This window comes from Flavobacterium sp. 9R (assembly GCF_902506345.1).
In the GTDB taxonomy this organism is placed as follows: Bacteria; Bacteroidota; Bacteroidia; order Flavobacteriales; family Flavobacteriaceae; genus Flavobacterium.
The window spans coordinates 892,712-914,169 of the sequence record NZ_LR733413.1; the positions used below are offsets into that span (position 1 = coordinate 892,712).

The 21,458-nt window shown below is 35.1% G+C and carries 18 protein-coding genes; 5 read left to right on the forward strand and 13 right to left on the reverse strand.

Features of this window, described 5'->3' with window-relative positions:
• Positions 1–22: 22 nt before the first annotated feature.
• The 4 genes from FLAVO9AF_RS03945 to FLAVO9AF_RS03960 form a co-directional block, all read right to left on the reverse strand.
• Entirely contained in the window at positions 23–1,966 is a 1,944-nt protein-coding gene (locus tag FLAVO9AF_RS03945) for an OmpA family protein (RefSeq protein WP_159684617.1), read from the reverse strand.
• A gap of 27 nt (positions 1,967–1,993) precedes the next feature.
• A complete protein-coding gene (locus FLAVO9AF_RS03950; protein WP_159684620.1) occupies positions 1,994–2,632 on the reverse strand; it encodes a tetratricopeptide repeat protein in 639 nt (212 codons plus the stop codon).
• A 2-nt stretch (positions 2,633–2,634) separates the two neighbouring features.
• Positions 2,635–3,546, reverse strand: coding sequence for a type IX secretion system membrane protein PorP/SprF (locus FLAVO9AF_RS03955; protein WP_159684625.1), 912 nt, complete (start codon positions 3,544–3,546; stop codon positions 2,635–2,637).
• 96 nt (positions 3,547–3,642) lie between these two features.
• Complete coding sequence (locus tag FLAVO9AF_RS03960) at positions 3,643–8,457, reverse strand: gliding motility-associated C-terminal domain-containing protein (protein WP_159684628.1); 4,815 nt, start codon at positions 8,455–8,457, stop codon at positions 3,643–3,645.
• A 1,017-nt stretch (positions 8,458–9,474) separates the two neighbouring features.
• On the opposite strand from FLAVO9AF_RS03960, the gene FLAVO9AF_RS03965 reads away from it, so the two are divergent.
• Together FLAVO9AF_RS03965 and FLAVO9AF_RS03970 are read left to right on the forward strand one after the other, a co-directional pair.
• A complete protein-coding gene (locus FLAVO9AF_RS03965) occupies positions 9,475–10,845 on the forward strand; it encodes a M20/M25/M40 family metallo-hydrolase (protein WP_159684631.1) in 1,371 nt (456 codons plus the stop codon).
• A 1-nt stretch (position 10,846) separates the two neighbouring features.
• Complete coding sequence (locus FLAVO9AF_RS03970) at positions 10,847–11,191, forward strand: DUF1801 domain-containing protein (RefSeq protein ID WP_159684636.1); 345 nt, start codon at positions 10,847–10,849, stop codon at positions 11,189–11,191.
• Between the two features lie 676 nt (positions 11,192–11,867).
• Here FLAVO9AF_RS03970 and FLAVO9AF_RS03975 read toward each other — a convergent pair.
• From FLAVO9AF_RS03975 to FLAVO9AF_RS03985, 3 genes are all read right to left on the reverse strand, one after another.
• Entirely contained in the window at positions 11,868–12,719 is an 852-nt protein-coding gene (locus FLAVO9AF_RS03975; protein WP_159684640.1) for a hypothetical protein, read from the reverse strand.
• A 21-nt stretch (positions 12,720–12,740) separates the two neighbouring features.
• Positions 12,741–13,559, reverse strand: a complete 819-nt coding sequence (gene kdsA / locus FLAVO9AF_RS03980; protein ID WP_159684644.1) for a 3-deoxy-8-phosphooctulonate synthase — start codon at positions 13,557–13,559, stop codon at positions 12,741–12,743.
• Positions 13,560–13,679: 120 nt separating this feature from the next.
• Positions 13,680–14,132, reverse strand: coding sequence for a 2-dehydro-3-deoxyphosphooctonate aldolase (locus FLAVO9AF_RS03985; protein ID WP_159684648.1), 453 nt, complete (start codon positions 14,130–14,132; stop codon positions 13,680–13,682).
• 404 nt (positions 14,133–14,536) lie between these two features.
• On the opposite strand from FLAVO9AF_RS03985, the gene FLAVO9AF_RS03990 reads away from it, so the two are divergent.
• Both FLAVO9AF_RS03990 and FLAVO9AF_RS03995 read left to right on the forward strand, forming a co-directional pair.
• The gene (locus tag FLAVO9AF_RS03990; RefSeq protein ID WP_159684687.1) at positions 14,537–15,097 is read left to right on the forward strand and encodes a YeeE/YedE family protein; all 561 of its coding nucleotides are present in this window, start codon (positions 14,537–14,539) and stop codon (positions 15,095–15,097) included.
• Positions 15,098–15,104: 7 nt separating this feature from the next.
• Positions 15,105–15,521 carry a DUF6691 family protein gene (locus FLAVO9AF_RS03995; RefSeq protein WP_159684690.1) on the forward strand — a complete coding sequence of 139 codons (417 nt, stop codon included), beginning with the start codon at positions 15,105–15,107 and terminating at the stop codon, positions 15,519–15,521.
• A gap of 63 nt (positions 15,522–15,584) precedes the next feature.
• Here the strand turns inward: FLAVO9AF_RS03995 and FLAVO9AF_RS04000 are convergent, their stop codons facing one another.
• From FLAVO9AF_RS04000 to FLAVO9AF_RS04025, 6 genes are all read right to left on the reverse strand, one after another.
• Positions 15,585–16,256: a lysoplasmalogenase gene (locus tag FLAVO9AF_RS04000; RefSeq protein WP_159684693.1), complete on the reverse strand. Its 672-nt coding sequence runs from the start codon at positions 16,254–16,256 to the stop codon at positions 15,585–15,587.
• 304 nt (positions 16,257–16,560) lie between these two features.
• Positions 16,561–17,826 carry a sterol desaturase family protein gene (locus FLAVO9AF_RS04005; RefSeq protein WP_159684698.1) on the reverse strand — a complete coding sequence of 422 codons (1,266 nt, stop codon included), beginning with the start codon at positions 17,824–17,826 and terminating at the stop codon, positions 16,561–16,563.
• Between the two features lie 91 nt (positions 17,827–17,917).
• On the reverse strand, positions 17,918–18,193 hold the full coding sequence (locus FLAVO9AF_RS04010) for an ATP-dependent Clp protease adaptor ClpS (RefSeq protein WP_159684704.1): 276 nt from the start codon (positions 18,191–18,193) through the stop codon (positions 17,918–17,920).
• A 36-nt stretch (positions 18,194–18,229) separates the two neighbouring features.
• Complete coding sequence (prmA, locus tag FLAVO9AF_RS04015) at positions 18,230–19,063, reverse strand: 50S ribosomal protein L11 methyltransferase (RefSeq protein ID WP_159684708.1); 834 nt, start codon at positions 19,061–19,063, stop codon at positions 18,230–18,232.
• A 503-nt stretch (positions 19,064–19,566) separates the two neighbouring features.
• Positions 19,567–19,770 carry a helix-turn-helix transcriptional regulator gene (locus tag FLAVO9AF_RS04020; protein WP_159684713.1) on the reverse strand — a complete coding sequence of 68 codons (204 nt, stop codon included), beginning with the start codon at positions 19,768–19,770 and terminating at the stop codon, positions 19,567–19,569.
• A 2-nt stretch (positions 19,771–19,772) separates the two neighbouring features.
• On the reverse strand, positions 19,773–20,315 hold the full coding sequence (locus tag FLAVO9AF_RS04025; protein ID WP_159684716.1) for a DUF2975 domain-containing protein: 543 nt from the start codon (positions 20,313–20,315) through the stop codon (positions 19,773–19,775).
• Positions 20,316–20,579: 264 nt separating this feature from the next.
• Between FLAVO9AF_RS04025 and nadC the strand changes: the two genes are divergently transcribed.
• A complete protein-coding gene (nadC, locus tag FLAVO9AF_RS04030) occupies positions 20,580–21,437 on the forward strand; it encodes a carboxylating nicotinate-nucleotide diphosphorylase (RefSeq protein WP_159684720.1) in 858 nt (285 codons plus the stop codon).
• The last annotated feature ends 21 nt before the right edge of the window (positions 21,438–21,458 follow it).

Here is a 21,458-nt window from a genome sequence, read left to right on the forward strand (position 1 = left end):
TTTTTTAGTTTTGAAAAAATAATTAGAGTGCTGTTATAATAAATTCACTTCTTCTGTTCATTTGGTGTTGTTCTTCGGTGCAGTTTGAAGCATTTGTAGGTTCACAACCACAATCGTTGATTAGTTGTGACTCTCCATAACCACGTCCAGTCAATCTTGACGGATCTATTCCTTTTGATACTAACCAAGCTATAGTTGATTTTGCTCTTCGTTCTGACAATGCCATATTGTATTTTGCGGTATGTCTGCAATCTGTATGAGAACGTATATCCAATTTCATTGATGGGTTTTGGTTCAATACGTCTAGTATTTTAGCTAAATCTAATGCAGCTTCCTTACGAATATTCGATTTGTCCAAATCAAAATATATCATTGTGATACCGAAACATTTTCCTAGATTATCACCAATAGCCACTTTACAAATACTACTTTCTAACTGAATATCAAGTTTTGTTTCTCCTGTTGTGGAGGGAATGCTAATTTTAACTTCTTTTGGAGTATAATCGGTTTTGATGGCGCGTACACTGTAGTTTTTATTACAGGACACATCAAAACTGTAGTTTCCTGAAGCATCTGTAGTAATCGAAGCAATGGTATTGTATTGACTATCTATCAATGTAACCACAGTTCCAGCTAAAACTGATCCAGTACTGGCATCAGTAATTGTCCCTTTTAAAATTTGCTTGCAACTAGGCTTGAAATTAAATTTATATATATCATCTGAACCTATTCCTCCATCACGATTGGAAGTAAAAAAACCTTTATTAATTGCACTATCTCTGTAGTATCCAAAATCATCTTTTGGTGAGTTAACTTCAGCTCCGTCGTTTTCAACAGTTCCAATAGTACCATCATTATTAATTTTAGCAGTAAAAATATCTAATCCTCCAAGCCCAGGATGTCCATCTGATGCAAAATACAATTGATTATCTTTGGTTACAAAAGGGAAAGTTTCTCTCCCTTCGGTATTAATCTCTTTGCCTAAATTTATTGGTGTTCCAAAACTTCCATCAGCATTGATTGATACTTTATACAAATCAGATTGTCCTATAGTACCGGGTCTATCTGAAGCAAAGTACATTGTTTGCTCATCAGGACTTAACGCAGGGTGTGCCGTGCTAAAATTGCTACTATTAAAAGGTAATTCGGTTACATTAGTCCATCGATTATTTATTAATGTTGCTTTATAAATTTTAAGCAATGTAACTTTATTCGTGTCTTTTCCTTTTTTGCCATCTAAGTAGTTGTTTCTAGTGAAGTACATGGTAGTTCCGTCTTTTGTAAAGACTGGTGAAGCTTCATGAAATTTTGAGTTAACATTAGCATCATATCTCATTGGAGCACTTGGTGTTAGTTCTCCGTCAACATTCGCTGAATATAGATTTGTAAAATGTTCTCCTGTCCAAGTATGAATCCGTTGACTAACTCCTCCTGTATCTCTGGCGGAAGTAAAAATTAATTTATTATCAACTATGGTACTACCATAATCTGAATATTTTGAATTAATACCTGTATTTTCAATTGTATATCTGCCAATATTAGCTTTTATTTCATTCAAATAATTATTATTTTTTTTCAATAGTTTACTTCTGCTATCTTGATTGGATTTGCTTTCAAATTTATTCAGAACAGCAACTGCTTCTGATTCTTTTCCTATTGCCTTCAGAGATTGAGCATAACGATAGTAATATTCTGGATCTAATTCTGGTGAGAGTTGGTATAATTGTTCGTACCAATGTGCAGACTTTTCAAAATCAGAATTGAAATAATAAGCATTACCTAATTTTTCGAACATTTCGGCTGATTGATATCCTTTTGCTGCAATACGTTCATAGGTTTGTATTGCATCAACATAAGCATAGCTATTGTATTTTTTATCAGCAGAAGCTATCTTACCTTTTTGAGCAAAACTATGGCTCAAAAAAAGGAAAATGATAGCAAGGCAAAGGATGTACTTTTTTTTCATGATCTATTTTTTTAAATCTTGTAACTTTTAGTTTTTTTGCTTAGCTATAAGTAATTTATATTTTTCAAATATTTCTTCCGAGTACGATATTTGACCCATATTTTTTAATGCATTTGAATATCTTAAATAATATTCTGCATTAAGATCATGAGTCATTTTAAATAGTGCTTCGTAGTATTTTATCGCTTTTGCATATTCGTTTTTATAATAATAAGAATCACCTAAACTTTTAAATATCTCAACTGATTTAATGCCTTTTTCAGCCATTCTTTCATAGGTTTCAATTGGATTTATGTAAACAGTTTTTATTGCTTTTTTTTCACTAGTAATTAAATTGCCATCAGTTGATGTATTAGTATTTAGACTACTATTTGTTTTATGACTATCAATTTCTTTTTTAGCTTTAGATTTCGATTTTTCTATTACAACTCTTGTATTATTTGGACCTAAATTATTTGTACTAATTAAATTCTTGTTACTTACAGTATAGATAATAGTGGATTTGCCAAAAGGCATATTTGTAGTTTCCGTAACCTCGTACCAAATAATTTTGTCATCAAATGAAGAGCTAGTTGTATTATTTTTATTTTCTTGATAAATTAAATTGCTATACAGCCAACTATATTTTAAAAAAATAATTACTACTATGGCTATCCTAACTTTCATTTTTAGAAAAATCTTGGGGTAACAATTTTTTCATTGTTTTTGAAGATTTCATAACGCAAGAAGATTTCATGTGATCCTGAATTATAGTTTTCTAAATTAGTGGTTTCTAAATCGTATCCATAACCAATGTACATACCATCTGTAACCTGAAATCCAACCATAGCACTCATAGCCGCGCTCCATCGGTATGCTACACCAACTACTACTTTTTCTATGAACATAAAGTTGGCTGATACATCCACTTGTAATGGAGAACCTTCGACTAATTTGGTTAAGAATGCTGGCTTGAATTTAATATCATTTGTCAGATCAAATACATACCCCCCTATTAAGTAATAATTGATTTTTTCTTTGAAAATAGCTACATCATTATCGTCATATCGATTAGTTTGAATAAAGTTGGGTACCGATAATCCTAAATAAGCTTTATCAGAGTGATAATATATTCCTGCTCCAATGTTAGGCGTAAATACGTTTCGTAAGTTTTGAAATTGTGGATCACCCTGATCAGCTGGATTAAGTTTATCGACATTCAGATTGAATAAATTTGCTGTTGCTTTCATTCCAAAAGAAAGTTTAAAATTCTCTGAGGTAGGAATGGTATATGATAAGTCAGCTGAAATTGTGTTTTCATTTGTTGGGCCTATTTTATCATTTACAAATGAAACACCTAATCCTAAATTACTGTTGTTTATTGGAGTATTAATTGATGCAGTATTTGTTGTAGGTGCACCGTCTAAACCTACCCATTGTGTACGATGTAGCGCAAAAATGCTCATTGCCCCTCGACTTCCCGCATAGGCAGGATTAATATTGATAGTGTTATACATATACTGGGTGAATTGTGCATCTTGTTGACCATAACTCACTATTGCTAGTAACATCGTAATGAAGGAAATTATTCTTGTTTTCATAACAGCTATTTTTTTAGCATTAGATTTAATAGGAAATCAGTAGATTAATAGGTTTTTAAATAATATTATGTATTTAATTATGAGTAAATTACATATTTATTTTGATAAATACAAATAACCATCTTTTTTATTTTGAATTGGATTTCCGTTTAAATCAAAAGAAGTGTAATTCAAGATATAAAAATAAGTTCCTGTTGGTAAACCTGATGACTGGCTAATTGTTGTTCTTCCTCGAGATATACCATCAAAATAATTAGATGTATTGTTGTAGTTTTTGGTTTCGAAAACTAACACGCCCCAACGATTATATATTTCAATACTATTTTCTGGATAGCAGATTGTATCATCAATATTGTCAATTTTAAAGACCTCATTTAAACCATCACCATTTGGAGTAAAGGCATTGTGAACAATTACAGTTCCACATCCTAAAACTTTACAATCAAAATTAACATTCATATCTATAACAACACTTTGTGGGCAATCTCCATTAGTAATTTTGTACTCAAATTGATAATTTCCAAGTGCTAGTTCAAAAGGAGAAAAAATGCTTCCATTTAGTGCAGATGAATTACTTGAATCAATCCAAGCTCCACCTGAAGGAATATTGGTTGGAAGCAAGGTATTCAAATCAATCACAGACGTATCAGCATTACAAGCAGTACTATTGATAGTTATTGAAGCAATTGGAGTTACTTCTATGGTAACGGTAGCCGTATCACAATCTGTTGGGAATTGATTATTACATATTTGATAAGTAAATACATATTTTCCAACTGCTATTCCATTTAAGATAGTCACATTACCAATACTATCAAAAGTGATGAATGGATTGGAACCAGTTAAGATTTTAAAGTTAACATCAGTAGAAGTAGCTTTAATTCCGTTTAACAAATCATTGTTCGTGATTACATTTCCAATTACACCGGTTTGACTGCACTGTACAAAGCTATAGGTATCATCAACAGCATCTAATCCTGCAAAAGTTTTACAGCTAATTCCAAAATCAATATCAAGATTTACAAGTTTTTGATCAGTAAGCGTAGCAAAAAGAACATTGTTTGTTGTAGTACCACAATCAATATAACTAGTTGCTTTGTATAGCTTTGGATTAATTTCTTTATTACTTGTTGATGGTAATACTTTTACAAGACCAGTGGCAGCCATAGCTTGTGAGGCTGCTTCCAACAAAGGTTCTTCTTTGATTTCAATTCTATACTCACCATAGGCTCCTGCTGCTGGTCGTGTTCTCCAATATCCAAGAATTCCCATCGTTACAGTTCTTGAAAAACCATTAGGCCCAGTGATATAAATGTTAGGAATATCGGTTGTTCCGTTTCCAAAACCAGCAGCGTTTAATTCTCCTGTATTTTGAACTCCTTTGTAACTTCCATCACCGTTGAAATCAATCCATTCCCATTTACTGTAGTCAATTACACCATTAGCGTCAGGAATATTTTGAGTTACCAAATTATCATTGTTAGCATCATACCATTCATCTTGTTTACCATTATTATTCAAATCATACCAAACAAAATCGCCTAAAACAGGAAGATCTGTTTTGCCGTAGCCAAAGTCTCTTATTAGGTAATTACATTTTTCAACTTTAATAATCAAGAAACTAGGAGTAGTGTTGAATAACTCGTAAGCACTATTCAAGTTGGCATCTTGAACTTGCAAAACATACTCTCCAGCTACCATATTGTCAAATGAGTAAGAACCGTCTGCTTTAGTAACTCTGAAAAGTACTGGTCCAGGAGTTCCATTTAATGGTTTTAAGGTAATAGGTACATTAGCCAATGGAGTATTTGTATCTACATTGGTAACTTTACCATAAACTTTGGTGAAATCATTACATATAACAGTTACTGTTACCGTAGCTGTATCACAATTTGTTGGCTTACCGATTTCACATATTTGATACACAAAAGTGTAAGTCCCTGCTGGTGTACCTGGTTTTACATCTATAGTACCATCAGGGTTTAATGTTAAACTTCCTGTTGGGTCTGGAGTAACAAGAGTTAAGATAACAGTATTTAACGTTGGTGTTTTGTTATCCAAGAAATCATTGGTAAGAACATTTAAAATGTTTGTAGCTCCTGAAGCACCATTTACATTTAATACCAAATCATCTTCTGCAAATATAGGAATTGGTGGCGCTGGTGGTGGCGTATTAACAACAGTTACTGTTACCACAGCTGTATCACAATTGTTAGCATCTGCTTTTTCACAAATTTGATAAGTTAATGTGTAAGTTCCTGTAGGTGTATTTGGTTTAACATCTACAGTTCCATCTTCATTAAGGGTTAATAGACCATTAGAACTGTTGGCTATTTCTTTCAAATTAACATCATTTGGATTTACCGCAACAGTATTTAATGTGTCATTGGTGAAAACATTTAACACATTAATTTCTCCATAGAATCCATTTATCGGACCAGCTGTATCATCAACAGCATCGATTTTAAACGTTGGTCTTGAAGTACAGAATGGATCTGCAGGCGGATAATTTACGATAACAGTTACTTCTGGATTTAATGCAAAAGTTACAGATGCTGTTGGTCTAATGTTTTCGAATCCATCTGCTCCTTGAATCCATTTATTATCAACAAGTAACCAACCAGGCCAATCTGTTCCTACACCATTTGAGTCAACGGTAGCACCAGGCCATAAAACTTGACCGCTCAATGGTAAATTTTCCATTGTACTAACGATTTTGTTAGTTCCATCTACCCAAGTTAATGTAACACCGTTAGTAGGAGTAAAGTTTACTGCTGTTGCAGTGTATTTTAAATAAGGCACATCATTGATACAAATAGCTTCTGCATTAACCGTCATAATTGGTTTTACAATTGTAATAGTTACTGTTGCAGTATCACAATTGCTGATGTTCAATTTTTCACATATTTGATAGGTTAGTGTCAAAGTGCCTTCTGGTGCATTTGCTAATACATCAACTGAACCATCTTCATTTAAATATAAGTATGGGTTAGAATTGTCTGTTGAAAGTATCACATCATTTGGATTAACAGCAGTTCCGTTTAATGTATCATTAGTGAAAACATTAATTACATTAGTTGTAATTTGATTTATTCCTACGATTGGTCCAGCTGTATCATTTACAGCATCAATTGGAGTTTCTTTTTCGCTAACTATTTCGCTGTCTTCATCAGAAACAGTACCTCCTTTTGGATCTTTGCCAGTAGCTGATGCCACATTAAGCACTGAGCCTTTGTTCAAATCTTCTTGTGTTACCGTATAGCTTTGAGGAAACTCTCTAGTTTCACCTGTAGCTAATACTTCAATGGTTGCATTTAAACCTGTCAATGGGTCTTTAACCATTACTTGGTTCAAAGTAACGTTTCCAGTATTTTTAACTGTAATTATATAATTGATTACATCTCCAACTTTTGCAAAACTTGTTGTAATTGCAGTTTTTACCACCTCGATACTTGGATTTTGATTCAATTCAGTGATAGTACAATCAGTACATTCTGGATTTTTAGGACAAGTACTGCAAGGAGTAGGGTCTGAAGAAGTATCAGTTACTGGTTTGTCATTTGGATCTTTAGCAGTTGCCAAAGCCAAGTTGTAAACAAATCCTGCATTGATGTCATCTTGAGTAATGGTATGTGAAGCTGAGAATGTAGTGCTATCTGTTGCACCCACAGCAAGTGTTGCAATTGGACCACCAGTTACCACAGCATTATTATCAGTTACAGTTACATTAGTCAAGGTTACATTACCTGTATTTTTGATTATAAAGTTGTACGAAACAATATCACCTACATTGGTTTTACCATCATTGTTACTGTCAACATAAGTACCATCTTTTGTGATGTCGATACTTGGATTTTGATTCAATTCAGTAATAGTACAATCAGTGCACTCTGGATTTTTAGGACAAGTAGTGCAAGGAGTAGGGTCAGAAGAAGTATCAGTTACTGGTTTGTCATTTGGATCTTTAGCGGTAGCCAAAGCCAAGTTGTAAACAAATCCTGCATTGATGTCATCTTGAGTAATGCTATGTGAAGCTGAGAATGTAGTGCTATCAGTTGCACCTACAGCAAGAGTTGCAATAGGACCACCAGTTACTATAGCATTATTATCAGTAACTATTACATTAGTTAAAGTTACATTTCCAGTATTTTTAATTACAAAGTTGTACGAAACGATATCGCCTACATTGGTTTTACCATCATTGTTGCTATCTACATAAACCCCATCTTTTGTGATGTCAATACTTGGATTTTGATTCAATTCAGTGATAGTACAATCAGTACACTCTGGATTTTTAGGACAAGTAGTGCAAGGAGTAGGGTCAGATGATGTATCAGTTACTGGTTTGTCATTTGGATCTTTAGCAGTTGCTAAAGCCAAGTTGTAAACAAATCCTGCATTGATGTCATCTTGAGTAATGCTATGTGAAGCTGAGAAGGTAGTGCTATCTGTTGCACCCACAGCAAGAGTTGCAATAGGACCACCAGTTACCACAGCATTGTTATCAGTTACCACTACATTAGTTAAGGTAACATTACCTGTATTTTTAATTACAAAGTTGTACGAAACGATATCGCCTACATTGGTTTTACCATCATTGTTGCTATCTACATACACACCATCTTTTGTGATGTCAATACTTGGGTTTTGATTCAATTCAGTAATAGTACAATCAGTACACTCAGGATTTTTAGGACAAGTAATGCAAGGAGTAGGGTCAGAAGAAGTATCAGTTACAGGTTTGTCATTTGGGTCTTTAGCAGTTACCAAAGCCAAGTTGTAAACAAATCCTGCATTGATATCATCTTGAGTAATGGTATGTGAAGCTGAGAAGGTAGTGCTATCTGTTGCACCCACAGCAAGAGTTGCAATAGGACCACCAGTTACCACAGCATTGTTATCAGTTACCACTACATTAGTTAAGGTAACATTACCTGTATTTTTTAAAAATAACTTATGAAAGGCACAACAAACCTTCGTGTAATTCTTATTCGAAGGCTTGTTATGTCTTTTTTTTAAACTAAAAAATAAATAAATTTTTAGTTTGTATATATCATAGTAATCGGGGCTAGGTAAGACGTTTTATTTTCATAAGAAGTTTTGAAAAAAACCGATTTAAAAATGAAGTATCACTTTACCAACCTGCAAGGTCTTTTTCTAGACCTTGTAGGTTTTCCTAATTAGTTCTTATGCCTACAAGGTTTTAAAAAAAACCTTGCAGAGATATAAAAAAAGGCAACGACACTTCGATGCTAAAGTACAGGGTAGAGCCATAGATTAACAAGATACAGCTAAAGGATAATAGAAATAGCACTATTTTCACTCCTTGTTAGCTATGTGAAGAGTATAACGTCTATTTTTTCTTTTAATAAACTATAAATGCTATGACTCTATGTGGTAAAAATAATTTCATTAACCGCTTTTTCAGAAGTTATTTTTGCTTGGTCTTTCAAGATAGTGTAGGTTTTTATAAGTATTTCATATACCTACAAGGTTGAAAAAAACCTTGCAGGAAACCCAAAGAAAATAATTTAGCTCAACGCAACGTATTAAATTCCGTTCCAACGGAACTTATACATTCGATAAAGAGCCGTAAGCTCGCCCCATTTTGTAAGGCTGGACTTCAGTCCAGTCCACAAACAGCAAATCGAAAAGAGCCGAAGGCTCTAAAAACCGATAACCGATAACCGATAACCCACAACCCACAACAACTTTAAACAATCCCTAACCCTAAACGATTATCCCAATTAACCGATTAAACTTTAAACAATCTTAAACAATCTTAAACCACCTTAAACCACCTTAAACAACCCCAAACCCTAAACGATTAACCAATTAACCGATTAAACTTTAACCAACCTACCTCATAATTCATAAACTTTCCCGAAATTGCCATCAACTATAATGTTCCAAAACCAACCTATAACTATGAAGAAAACTTTTTTTACAGCCCTATTGCTAAGCCTTGGTGGAGTCGTTTTTTCGCAATCATCAGATGAGTTGCAACTCAAAGCCATTTACCAATCCGCATTGACCAAAGGGCAAGGCTACCAATGGCTGGACCATCTTTCTAACCAAATCGGACACCGTTTATCAGGCTCTGATAATGCTGAAAAAGCGGTACAATACACCAAAGCACAATTAGAAACCTTAGGGTTAGATAGAGTGTTTTTGCAGGAAGTAATGGTGCCAAAGTGGGTGCGTGGTGCTAAAGAAACCGCTTATATTAAAGATGGAAAAAACAAAATTGAAGTGCCAATTTGTGCTTTGGGTGGGTCGATTGCTACACCTAAAAAGGGGTTGCTAGCTCCCGTAATCGAAGTGCATAGTATCAAAGAATTAGAAAGCTTGGGAACGGCTTTGAAAGGAAAAATAGTCTTTTATAACCGCCCAATGGACGCAGAACAAATCGAAACGTTTAAAGCTTACGGACATTGTGTGGACCAGCGTTCTTCGGGCGCTAGAGAAGCAGCAAAGTATGGTGCGGTGGGAACGATTGTACGTTCTATGAATTTGCGTTTGGATGATTTTCCGCATACTGGTAACCAAAGCTATGGCGACTTACCACAAGCACAATGGATTCCTACAGCAGCCATCAGTACCAATGGTGCGGACTTGTTAAGCAAGAAGTTAAAAGAAAACCCACAACTGCAATTCTATTTTAAACAATCTTGTGAACAAATGGCCGATGTGTTGTCTTATAATGTGGTGGGCGAATTGAAAGGAAGTGAAACCCCCGAAAACATTATGGTAGTGGGCGGTCATTTGGATTCTTGGGATTTAGCCGATGGTTCTCACGATGATGGAGCAGGAGTGGTGCAAAGTATGGAAGCCTTACGCATTTTGAAGCAGCTGAATTTTAAACCCAAAAACACGATTCGTGTAGTGTTGTTTATGAACGAAGAGAATGGCAACCGCGGAGGGAAAAAATATGCAGAATTGGCACAAACCAATAAAGAAAATCACGTTTTTGCACTAGAAAGCGATTCGGGAGGCTTTTCGCCAAGAGGTTTCTCATTCGAATGCAATGACGAGGAGTTTGCTAAAATTAGCAGTTGGAAAGGGTTATTTGAGCCTTATTTGATTCATAGTTTTGTAAAAGGGCATAGCGGAACAGATATTGGCCCATTGGCATCCAAACACATCGTCAAAGCAGGACTCAAGCCCGATTCTCAACGCTATTTTGATTACCATCACGCGGCTAACGATACCTTTGATGCCATCAACAAAAGAGAATTGGAATTGGGAACAGCTACGATGGCTTCTTTGTTGTATTTGATGGATCAAAAAGGATTGTAAGATGAAACCCGCTGAAGCCTATATTTTTAATCAGCCGCACTTGTACCAGAGTATTATGTTGCATTTACTTCAGGTGATTCAGCAACAACTACCCGAAAGTGAAGTGTTGTTCAAATGGGGCATTCCTTATGTGTATTATAAAAAGAAACCCTTTTGCTATCTCGCTCCCAATCACAAGAAAGGATTTGTCGATTTGGGTTTCGCCAAAGGTTTTCAATTGCAACAAAATCAGTCCCATTTGATTGGCGAGAAGCGAAATACGGTAAAATCGTTACGTTATTTTAACCTAGAAAATATCGACCACGACATTTTACTAGCCGTAATTACCGAAGCAAAGACATTGTAACCTTATTGGGTTGTTATTTTCATGCAAAAAATGAATAGGAATGGGCTTTAGCCCGTTGTATTATTATTTTTTCGTAAAAATTCAATAGGAATGTGCTTTAGTCCATCCTTTTATCGCCGTATTCGATTATTTTTTTTGTAATAATTGAATAGGAATGGGCTTTAGCCCATTCATTAAAATGAGTTATGTATTGGGCTTTAGCCCATTCTATTATTGCAAAGGCAAGACATTGCAACCTTATTGGATTGTTATTTTATGCAAAAAAAATGAATAGGAATGGGCTTTAGCCCGTTCTGCTATTGTGATCGATTATTGTTTTTTATGCAAAAAAAAATCAATAGGAATGTGCTTTAGTCCATCCTTTTATCGCCGTATTCGATTATTTTTTTTTGTAATAATTGAATAGGAATGGGCTTTAGCCCATCCTTTTATCGCCGTATTTAATTATTATTTTTTTGTAATAATTGAATAGGAATGGGCTTTAGCCCATTCATTAAAATGAGTTATGTATTGGGCTTTAGCCCATTCTATTATTGCAGAGGCAAAGCATTGTAACCTTAATGGATTGTTATTTTTATACAAAAAATGAATAGGAATGGGCTTTAGCCCATTCTGTTATTATAAAAAAAAATCTCCTGAAAAGGAGATTTTTTTTATATCATTTTGCGGTAAAAGTTTAGATTCTAAATTTTCCTCCTACAGCAAGTATTCTCTGAAAAAAAAATAAATCTTGTGATGCTTTGTCGTCCGTACTCATTGTAGTTCGGATGTCATGCATGTTGATATAACCGCCTTTAAATTCTCCTTGAATATAGAAATATTTAAAGAAAGTAATATTCAAACCCGCTTTCAAGGAAGTTCCAAAACCGGATACGTGAAAATCATCATGACGTTCTTTTCCAAGTAATTTGGTATTTGTTTTTGGATACAATACCCCAAAACCAATTCCTTCTGTCAAGTTAACCTGAATTTTGTCCGTATTCCCAATTTTGAATAACTTAGAAATATCATCATGACGGGAAACTTCGGTATTGATATAGTTCAAACCATCAGTATGCTCGTAAGTTAAAAACTGTTCATCAGTAAAGTTAACCGGAGTGTTATTGTAAGTACCGTTAAACACAGATCCAGGGTCCGATGCAGGTAAATTGATGGTTCCTGTTACATTGGCCGTTTGATCTTGGGTCATCACATATTTCATATGATCCACACCAATAGCCACACTATAATGATCTGAGAAAAAATACCCTAAACGTAAATTCGTTTGTGGAATCGTCATTTTGGTAGGGTTAATGTAGTCGATATGCCAACCTTTGGGTTTGTCGTGAGCTCTCATATCCGCTACCGTAAAACGATAATCTTTACCAGTAAAGGTAACATCCGATTTGGTATAGGATTCTCTGTTTCCTCCCCACGAGATAAAGAACTTTCCTTTATTGTGAGCAGTGTATCTTATAGGAGTGCTTTCTTGTGCAAAGGCAATTGTACTCGTTAAAAAAAGAACGAAATAATAATACGATGTTTTCAAGGGGCTAGTAAATAAAATAAATTAAAATTGATTGATAGTTTGTCTAATAGCCACAAGTTTGGTCATTAAAGCTTCAAAATAATCCAAATGCAACATATTCGCGCCATCACTTTTAGCATTAGCTGGGTCAAAATGAGTTTCAATAAAGATACCGTCTACACCTACTGCAATTCCAGCTTTGGCAACAGTTTCTATCATATCTGGTCGACCTCCAGTTACACCAGCGGTTTGGTTGGGTTGTTGTAAAGAATGCGTAACATCCAAAACCGTTGTAGCGTATTGCTGCATCGTTGGAATACCTCTATAGTCTACAATCATGTCTTGATAACCAAACATAGTACCGCGGTCAGTAACCATTACATTTTCGTTTTGGCAATCCAATACTTTTTGTACGGCGTGTTTCATACTCTCTGGACTCATAAATTGTCCTTTTTTCAAGTTGACTACTTTTCCCGTTTTGGCAGCAGCCACAACCAAGTCAGTTTGTCTTACCAAAAAAGCTGGAATTTGCAACACGTCTACATAAGCAGCAGCCATAGCCGCATCCTCATTAGTATGAATATCTGTAACGGTTGGAACGCCAAACGTTTCAGAAACTTTTTGAAGAATTTTTAAGGCTTTTTCGTCTCCAATTCCAGAAAAACTATCAATTCTAGAACGGTTGGCTTTTTTGAAAGAACCTTTGAATACGTATGGAATTTGCAATTTGTCTGTGATGCCAACCAAACGCTCTGCGATACGCAAAGCCATTTCTTCTCCTTCAATGGCGCAAGGACCAGCTAATACAAAAAAATTACCACTATCGGTATGCTTAATTTGCGGGATATGTTGTATGTTCATTTTTTTAAATTTTGTGTGCAAAGGTAATTAGCTTTTGCGATTTTTGATTATAAATAAGAACTAAAATAGTGTTTTTAGCATAGTATTTAAGAAAGTCTTAAGCATTGCAGCAAACGCAACCTAACTTTTCTTCAAGCTAAAGCCAACAGGAACCATCAATTGGCCTCTTTCATAGATGTTCAAATACAACAATATAGGTTTTTTAAGTCCTTCCCATTTTATTTCATAGACATCTAGAAATCCAGCACCCATTTCCGTATTTTTTGAAGGAAAAGGACAACAACTTTCTAGTTTCGAAAAAGTAATCGCTTCCCCGTTTGGCCCAGCCAAAGCATTCAAAAAGCGCTGCTGATTGATGACATCGTCTTTGGTACCACGATAAAAGATATTGATAGGGTAATCTTTGTCATACCCATACTTTTTGTCTTTACTAAAGGCTGTAATGACAAACGTATTGTTTTTGGTAAGTTGCGGAACTGGCGCATTGTTGTCCACATTTTTCAAAGTCGATTTGGTACTGATGCAGGAGGCAAATAGAAAAAGACTAGCTACTAGTCCAAAGATTTTTTTCATAGTCAGAAGTTATTATTTTGTATTCTTTTCAAGTGTTTCGGGTAGATACGCTGTTTGGGTCAAACAAGAATGATACCAACTTTTGTAATGCTTTTCAAAAGCAAATATAAACACTTTACACTTTACTACTCGAGATTATTTCTGTTGTTGAGAGTAGGAATTTCAAGTTTATAAAATGTCATATTTTTAGAAGCAATAAAAGGTTTTCTAGGGCAATAAAGGCCAAATCTCCGCTATTTTCGAGCCTTTACTTTGCAGTAGAGTAAAAACAGTAAATGTAGGGTAGGCAAACTTTGTTTTGAATTACGCTCAGAATTTTCAAGATGCGATTTTAATTCAAAAAAGCACTTTTTGTATGAAACTTAGATTTGCTTACTATCTTTGCCGAAAATTAAACAGTGTATATGGATTTTATTTCTCAAACTTGGGCGTGGTACGTTTCTGGTTTTATCATCGGATGCGTCATGCTTCTTTTGGTTTATTTTGGAAAAACATTTGGTATGTCTTCTAACCTTCGTTCTTTATGTACCTTGGCTGGTGCGGGCAAAAAAGTGCCTTTCTTTGATTTTGACTGGAAAGCTTCCCGCTGGAATTTAGTAGTGGTACTAGGAGCAATGCTAGGTGGATTTGTGGCGGTGCATTATATGAGCGCTCCAACCAACGTAGCAATCAATCCTCAGACTGTCGAGCAATTGGCAATATTAGGAATCGATGCTCCAGCTGGGAAATTAGTCCCTGATGCGCTTTTTAGCAGTTCGGTGTTTCAATCTCCAAAAGGAATAGCACTTTTGCTTTTAGGTGGGTTTTTAATTGGTTTTGGCTCTCGTTATGCCGGTGGCTGTACCTCAGGACACGCCATTACAGGCTTAAGCAATTTGCAATTGCCTTCGCTAAAAGCGGTAATTGGGTTCTTTATTGGTGGTTTAATTATGGCGCATCTCTTGTTGCCTTTACTTTTAAAATAATTACGATATGTTCAAAGCTTTAAAATACCTTCTCGTTGGATTTCTATTCGGAATTGTTTTAACGAAATCGGAAGCCGTTTCTTGGTACCGCATTTACGAAATGTTTCACTTTCAATCCTTTCATATGTATGGTATAATTGGCGTTGCCGTAGCCACTGGATTAATCGGAATGCAATTGGTGAAACGGTTTCAAATCAAAAATATTAAAGGGACTCTTATGCAAGTTGAAGACAAAGAAAAAGGGTCAGCTCGCTATTGGATTGGAGGCATTCTTTTCGGCTTAGGATGGGCCCTTGTAGGCTGTTGTCCTGGACCTATCTTTATATTACTAGGCGCTGGCTTTTTCCCAGTGGTGCTAGTGCTATTGGGAGCACTTTTAGGAACTTTTGTCTATGGATTGACAAAAGACAAACTACCTCATTAAGCTTCTGAATAGAATTTTAGTTAAAAATTGATAAAAAAAGTAGTCTTTTCTATGCTGAAAAGACTACTTTTTTTGGTTTAGGCGAAGTATACCTGAAACAATAAAGAACTGTGCCAAGATGTAAGTGCTCATAATCCAAAAACCAGATTGAGCTAATGGTTGGTAAAATTTATTAATAGCCAAAATACTGTCCGAAAGCACAAAGAAAATGGCACCTGTTAGGATAAAATAAGCAGCTGGTTTTTCCCAAGTCAAACTTCCTTTATAAGCAACAAAGAGCATTGTAGTAATAACTGCAGCGTAAACCATCACAGGGATTTGCAAAGGACCTAATTTCGGAAACAATAGACCAACCATACCAAAGAAGTAACCAAGAATCAGGATAGCTCCTAGATACAAAGCAACGGAACTACCTTTAATCGCTGATTTGGGTTGTCTGATAAAAAGGACAATGTACAGGATGTGAGAAAGTAAAAAGGAAACCAATCCTAAAATGAAATAAATTTCGGCTTTGTCTGCAAACATCAAAATGATATCTCCTATCCAAGAAAACAATAAAGCGCTAAGCAATAATTTTTTGCCTTGGAAATCGGCTGTAAGGAGAACAGTTCCTAGCAAAAAGGGCAACAAAAAAGGCTTTAAATACCAGTTAACAGTATCTAGTCCTATAAAAGGTAATACTAAGTAGAGTAGGCTAAAAATAAGGTAGCTGTTAAGGATGCTGTTTGTTTTCATAAGACACAAGAAGTAGTTAGCAGTCAAACGACCACTTAATAAAGATTAAATATGTTTGGAATAAAACCATTAGGTGAAATTGTTTTTTAACACTTCTATGCTTCAGTTCTAGATAGAAGCATAGAATTTATAGTTTTTAGAAAGATAAATAGACGTTTTACTAATTGCATAGCTTATCTATTGTGGGAAATAGTGCTATTTCTGTTTTTTCTTAGTTGATTTGCTTTTAATCTATGCTGCTCCTATGTGGTTAAATTTTGTTTAATTAGAATTTCACCCAACGGGTTAAAATATGTTAAAGCAACTAGGCGAGTGCTATTTTTTCTTTTTCAAAATCAACAGCCACAAAGTAAATACTCATAGCAAGGGAAATCGAAAAATACCCGATTAAAATGAAGGTACTCAAGGGTAATAAATGGGTCAATCCAAACCAATCACCATAAAAATAGAGCAGTCCCATTGCAAAAAGGAATCGTAAAGCCTCCCAAAAGACAGCCGTTTTTCGGGCATCCATCAATTCTGTGTAACTGTATACGGTTACAAAGATAAAGGCACCATACACAAACACGTGCGGTAAGCCAATCGTACCTATAGAATCATACATATAAGTAATCAAAAGCAAAGTAACCAAGGCCTGAAAAATAGACCAATACATTAATTTTTTAGAATGCTGTGTGCCGTATTTTTCAAAATGATAGACATCGCTAATTTTAGTAACGGGATATTTTTCTTCAAAATTTTCTGGACGCCAACCTGTAGGCTTGAACCAAATGGTGAGTTTATCTTTCCAGTTTTCGGCACGCCAAGCATCTGAAATCAACAATCCTAAATGCTGAAAATTAATTCTAATGGGGTTCCAAGTTTGTGCTGGTCGGGTAATCCCAAAAACAGGAGGTACTGCATCCAATTCTTCTTGGAAGGTGCCAAAGAGTTTGTCCCAAAAAATGAAGATTTGGGAATGATTCTTATCAATATATTCTGGATTGATGGCGTGATGCACTCTATGGTGAGAAGGTGTTACTAAGATTTTTTCTAGAAAGCCCATTTTTTTGATGTGTTTGGTATGGTACCAAAACTGCAAAAACAAATGAATGGGTAAGGTAATAGCAATTACGACTGAGGGAACTCCTAAAACTGCTGCTGGAATCAACAAAAACGTAAAAAGATTGACAAAACTTGAAATGGTTTGACGTAACGCACAAGCCAAATTGAATTCCTCACTACTGTGATGAATAGCGTGCTTGTTCCATAAAAAATTAATTTGATGTGCCCAACGATGCGACCAATATCCGTAAAAATCAATACAAATAAAAGCAATGATATACGCCCAAACAGTGGCTTCCAAATGAAATAAGGCAATATGGGATTCAAGCCATTCATAAGTTAGAATGGAAACACTAATCCCCAAAACATCTTTGACCGAATTGGTCATTCCTGAACTTACACTCGATACCGTATCCATATAGGGTGCAGTGTCCTGACCTTTAAAATGACCGTAAATTTTTTCAATCGCAATGAGTAGTAAAAATATAGGCATTACAAACACCAATATTTTGCCGTATTCTTCCATAAAGTACTTTTTTTTTACCAAATATATAAAAAAGAAAAAGCAGAACTACCAATTGTATTGATAATTCTGCTTTTTTATGAAAGTTTTTTTCTTAGACTATTTCAGCGTTTAAACCCGCGGCCAATAGCTTAGTACATTGTGGTTTCAATTTGTCATAAGGCCCTGTTTTTACAGTACATTTTCCGTTATAGTGAATGATTAACGAGCATTGTTCTGCTTGTTCAGGGGTGTGGTCGCAAACTCGAATTAAAGTCTCAATTACGTGGTCAAAAGTGTTAACATCGTCATTGTATACTATAATTTCATTGTTGAGCCCTAGCAATTCCTTGATATTGACTTTTTCTCTTACTTTTTCTTTAGTACTCATAATGGTATGTTTTATACTATGAATGGTGTAAAATGATTACTTGTTATATTTAAGCGAAACCCAATTGTTTCTTTGTAGTTTTTTTACAAAAGTTAGTCCTTTTTCAGTACAAGAGGCATCTAGGAACGGAATGTCCTCTTCGTAAAAACCACTCAATAATAAGGTTCCTTTTGGATTCAAACAATCAACATAACTTTGCATATCGTTCAATAAAATGTTTCTGTTGATGTTGGCAATAATCAAATCGTATTGTTTGCCTGCAAGTAAAGCGGCATCTCCTTCGTAAACGCTAATGTGTTCACAATTATTGCGTTGTGCGTTTTCTATTGAATTCAAATAACACCAATTATCGATATCAATGGCATCAATAGGTTGAGCTCCTTTCATTTCGGCTAAAATGGCCAAAATAGCAGTACCACATCCCATATCTAGTGTTTTTAAACCGGCAACATCCATATCTAGTAAATGCTGAATCATCATATGGGTAGTTTCGTGATGGCCTGTACCAAAACTCATTTTCGGTTCGATGACAATATCAAATTCGGCATCGGTTTTTGGGTGAAAAGGAGCGCGAACGTGACAGTTTCCATCTACATCTATAGGTTCAAAGTTTTTTTCCCACTCTTCATTCCAATTGATTTGTTCGATTTCTTCGAAGGTATAGCTAATCTTGAACTCTTCGGATTGTAGAATAAAAATATCCTCTAAAATAGTTTCCTCCCAAAGGTCTTTTTGAACGAAGGCGTCAATTCCTGTTTCAGTTTCAGTAAAGCTTTCGAATGCTTTTTCGCCCAACTCGGCAATTAGAATTTCTGAACCTAATTCTTTGGGTTCAATAGTAAAATGGTATCCTATGTAACTATTTGACATCTTTCAATTTTTTTGCAAAGGTACTATTTCTGTAATGAAGCTGCGTTAAAAATATCAAAAAGCTATGGTGCTATTTAGTAGGTTGGAAACCAAAAAAGCAACAATGCTGCTCCTTAGCCTTGATCGCAGCGGCATCCTTTGTCTTTTTTCTTTAAAAAGACAAAGATATAGCGGAGAGCAAGTACCCTACTAACAAATAAGCCTTTTGTTTTGTGCTTCTAAAAATTGAAAACCTCGACTTGTTGTATATATAAGTCGAGGTTTTGTGATGGTTTGAGAACGGTTATTTTTTCTAAGCTTCTTCTTGTTGTTAATTTTTACCACATAGGAGAAGCATAGGATATGTGGCTTTTTAAAAGGACAAATAGACGTTTTACTATTCACATAGCTGGTCTATGTGTAAAATAGTGCTATTTCTATTGGTTTCTTTATTTATTTAGCGTTTGTCTATGATTTTCTATGTGGTTAATTTTTTTGATTTATTTGTATTTCTTTCAACTGATCTATTTTTTGTATTCCAGTAAATCGCCTGGCTCGCATTCTAAGGCTTTGCAGAGGGCTTCGAGGGTATTAAAACGAATGGCTTTTGCTTTGCCTGTTTTTAAAATCGAAAGGTTGGAGAGCGTTAAATCTACTTTTTCGGAAAGCTCGTTGAGGGACATTTTTCTTTTGGCCATCATTACATCTAGGTTGACTACTATAGGCATAATTATATGGTTAATTCGTTATCGGATTGGATTTCGATGCCTCTTTTGAAGATTTTTGCTATCAGAAATAAGATGATGCCCATAAAAAACCAAACATCGCCTCCGCCTACTGCGAATGTACTCAAGTCAGGAAGGGCAATAGGTTTTTCTTGCAACCACTTCAAGTAGTTGAGACCGTAATTAGAGAAAAAGGCGATTACGACACTTAAACCGCTTAAGGTTAAGAGAAAATGATACATTTTTGTGCTGAAGGGCTGATAAAGGTTCAGGTTTTTATCGTGCAATAGTTTTACGATAACAAAAAAGAGTACGGCTTTTAAAGTGGTAACGATGCTTAACAGCAGCATCACTACACCATAATGTCCAGGGTCAAATTGATAGAGTGCTTTTAGACTCAAAAAATTGGCGTTGTACGAATTGATAGTGAAGGTGTAGAGGCCATTAAAAATGTACATTCCCGACTCAATGCAAATGCCAACAAAAAGGAAAAGGGCTACATAAAATAGAATTTTGAGTAGCTGTTCGGTGCTAATTCTGATTTCCATAAAAGTTTGTTTTTTTAGATTTGTTGATTCAAAAATAATAAAAATTTATTGATAAACAATAAAAATTTATTATTTTTATTTATTTAAATAAAAACGGTAATTCAGAAAATAGTGAAAGTGAGGGATTTAAAAAATGGGGTACGCCTAATGAAAACCCTTGTTTTTGCTGGTTTTTTTTCGAGGAATTTTGATAGTTTATTTTGGTTTTTAGACTAGCTTTTGCCATCGTTTTTGATTAATTTAGCACCACAAAAAAAGAAGAGAATGATTTCAGAAGCACAGTTTCAACAAGAGTTACAATTGTTTATTGCCAATGGTATTCGTGAAGATGTTGGCCCAGGAGATTACAGCTCCTTAGCTTGTATTCCGTCAACGGCCACAGGAAAAGCAAAATTGCTGGTAAAAGAAGATGGGATTATCGCGGGTGTTGCCTTGGCAAAAATGATTTTCAATTATGTTGACCCATCCTTACAAATAGAAACCTTTATACAAGATGGAACGCCTGTGCGCTATGGTGATGTGGTTTTTCACATATCGGGTAGTTCGCAATCGATATTAAAATCAGAACGTTTGGTGTTGAATACGATGCAACGTATGTCAGCTATTGCCACGAAAACCAATAGCTATGTTCGTTTGCTAGAAGGTACAAAAACCCAAATTTTAGATACTCGTAAAACAACACCAGGATTTCGTGCTGCCGAAAAATGGGCAGTAACCATTGGGGGAGGAGTGAATCATCGGTTTGCTTTATATGATATGATTATGCTCAAAGATAATCATATTGATTTTGCTGGAGGCATCACAAAAGCTATCGACAAAACAAAAGCCTATTTAAAGGAAAACAACTTGGATTTAAAAATCATTGTTGAAGCTAGAGATTTAGCTGAAATTGAAGAAATTTTAAAGTCTGAGGGTGTTTACAGAATTTTGATAGACAATTTTAATTACGAGGATACCCGCAAAGCAGTGGCAATGATTAACGGCAAATGCCAGTCCGAATCTTCAGGGAATATCAACGAAACGACTATAAGTGAATATGCTGCCTGTGGAGTGGATTTTATCTCTTCTGGAGCCTTAACGCACTCAGTGTACAATATGGATTTGAGTTTAAAAGCCATTTGATTGCATAAAAAAGATATTCAA

Coding starts and splice junctions, on each gene's coding strand:
- prmA (WP_159684708.1), bottom strand. CDS start 19,063: ATGTCAAATAGTTACATAGGATACCATTTTACTATTGAACCCAAAGAA.
- FLAVO9AF_RS04020 (WP_159684713.1), bottom strand. CDS start 19,770: ATGCCTATAGTAGTCAACCTAGATGTAATGATGGCCAAAAGAAAAATG.
- FLAVO9AF_RS03965 (WP_159684631.1), top strand. CDS start 9,475: ATGAAGAAAACTTTTTTTACAGCCCTATTGCTAAGCCTTGGTGGAGTC.
- FLAVO9AF_RS04005 (WP_159684698.1), bottom strand. CDS start 17,826: ATGGAAGAATACGGCAAAATATTGGTGTTTGTAATGCCTATATTTTTA.
- FLAVO9AF_RS04010 (WP_159684704.1), bottom strand. CDS start 18,193: ATGAGTACTAAAGAAAAAGTAAGAGAAAAAGTCAATATCAAGGAATTG.
- FLAVO9AF_RS04025 (WP_159684716.1), bottom strand. CDS start 20,315: ATGGAAATCAGAATTAGCACCGAACAGCTACTCAAAATTCTATTTTAT.
- FLAVO9AF_RS03985 (WP_159684648.1), bottom strand. CDS start 14,132: ATGAAAAAAATCTTTGGACTAGTAGCTAGTCTTTTTCTATTTGCCTCC.
- FLAVO9AF_RS03955 (WP_159684625.1), bottom strand. CDS start 3,546: ATGAAAACAAGAATAATTTCCTTCATTACGATGTTACTAGCAATAGTG.
- FLAVO9AF_RS03945 (WP_159684617.1), bottom strand. CDS start 1,966: ATGAAAAAAAAGTACATCCTTTGCCTTGCTATCATTTTCCTTTTTTTG.
- FLAVO9AF_RS03950 (WP_159684620.1), bottom strand. CDS start 2,632: ATGAAAGTTAGGATAGCCATAGTAGTAATTATTTTTTTAAAATATAGT.
- nadC (WP_159684720.1), top strand. CDS start 20,580: ATGATTTCAGAAGCACAGTTTCAACAAGAGTTACAATTGTTTATTGCC.
- FLAVO9AF_RS03990 (WP_159684687.1), top strand. CDS start 14,537: ATGGATTTTATTTCTCAAACTTGGGCGTGGTACGTTTCTGGTTTTATC.
- kdsA (WP_159684644.1), bottom strand. CDS start 13,559: ATGAACATACAACATATCCCGCAAATTAAGCATACCGATAGTGGTAAT.
- FLAVO9AF_RS03970 (WP_159684636.1), top strand. CDS start 10,847: ATGAAACCCGCTGAAGCCTATATTTTTAATCAGCCGCACTTGTACCAG.
- FLAVO9AF_RS03995 (WP_159684690.1), top strand. CDS start 15,105: ATGTTCAAAGCTTTAAAATACCTTCTCGTTGGATTTCTATTCGGAATT.
- FLAVO9AF_RS04000 (WP_159684693.1), bottom strand. CDS start 16,256: ATGAAAACAAACAGCATCCTTAACAGCTACCTTATTTTTAGCCTACTC.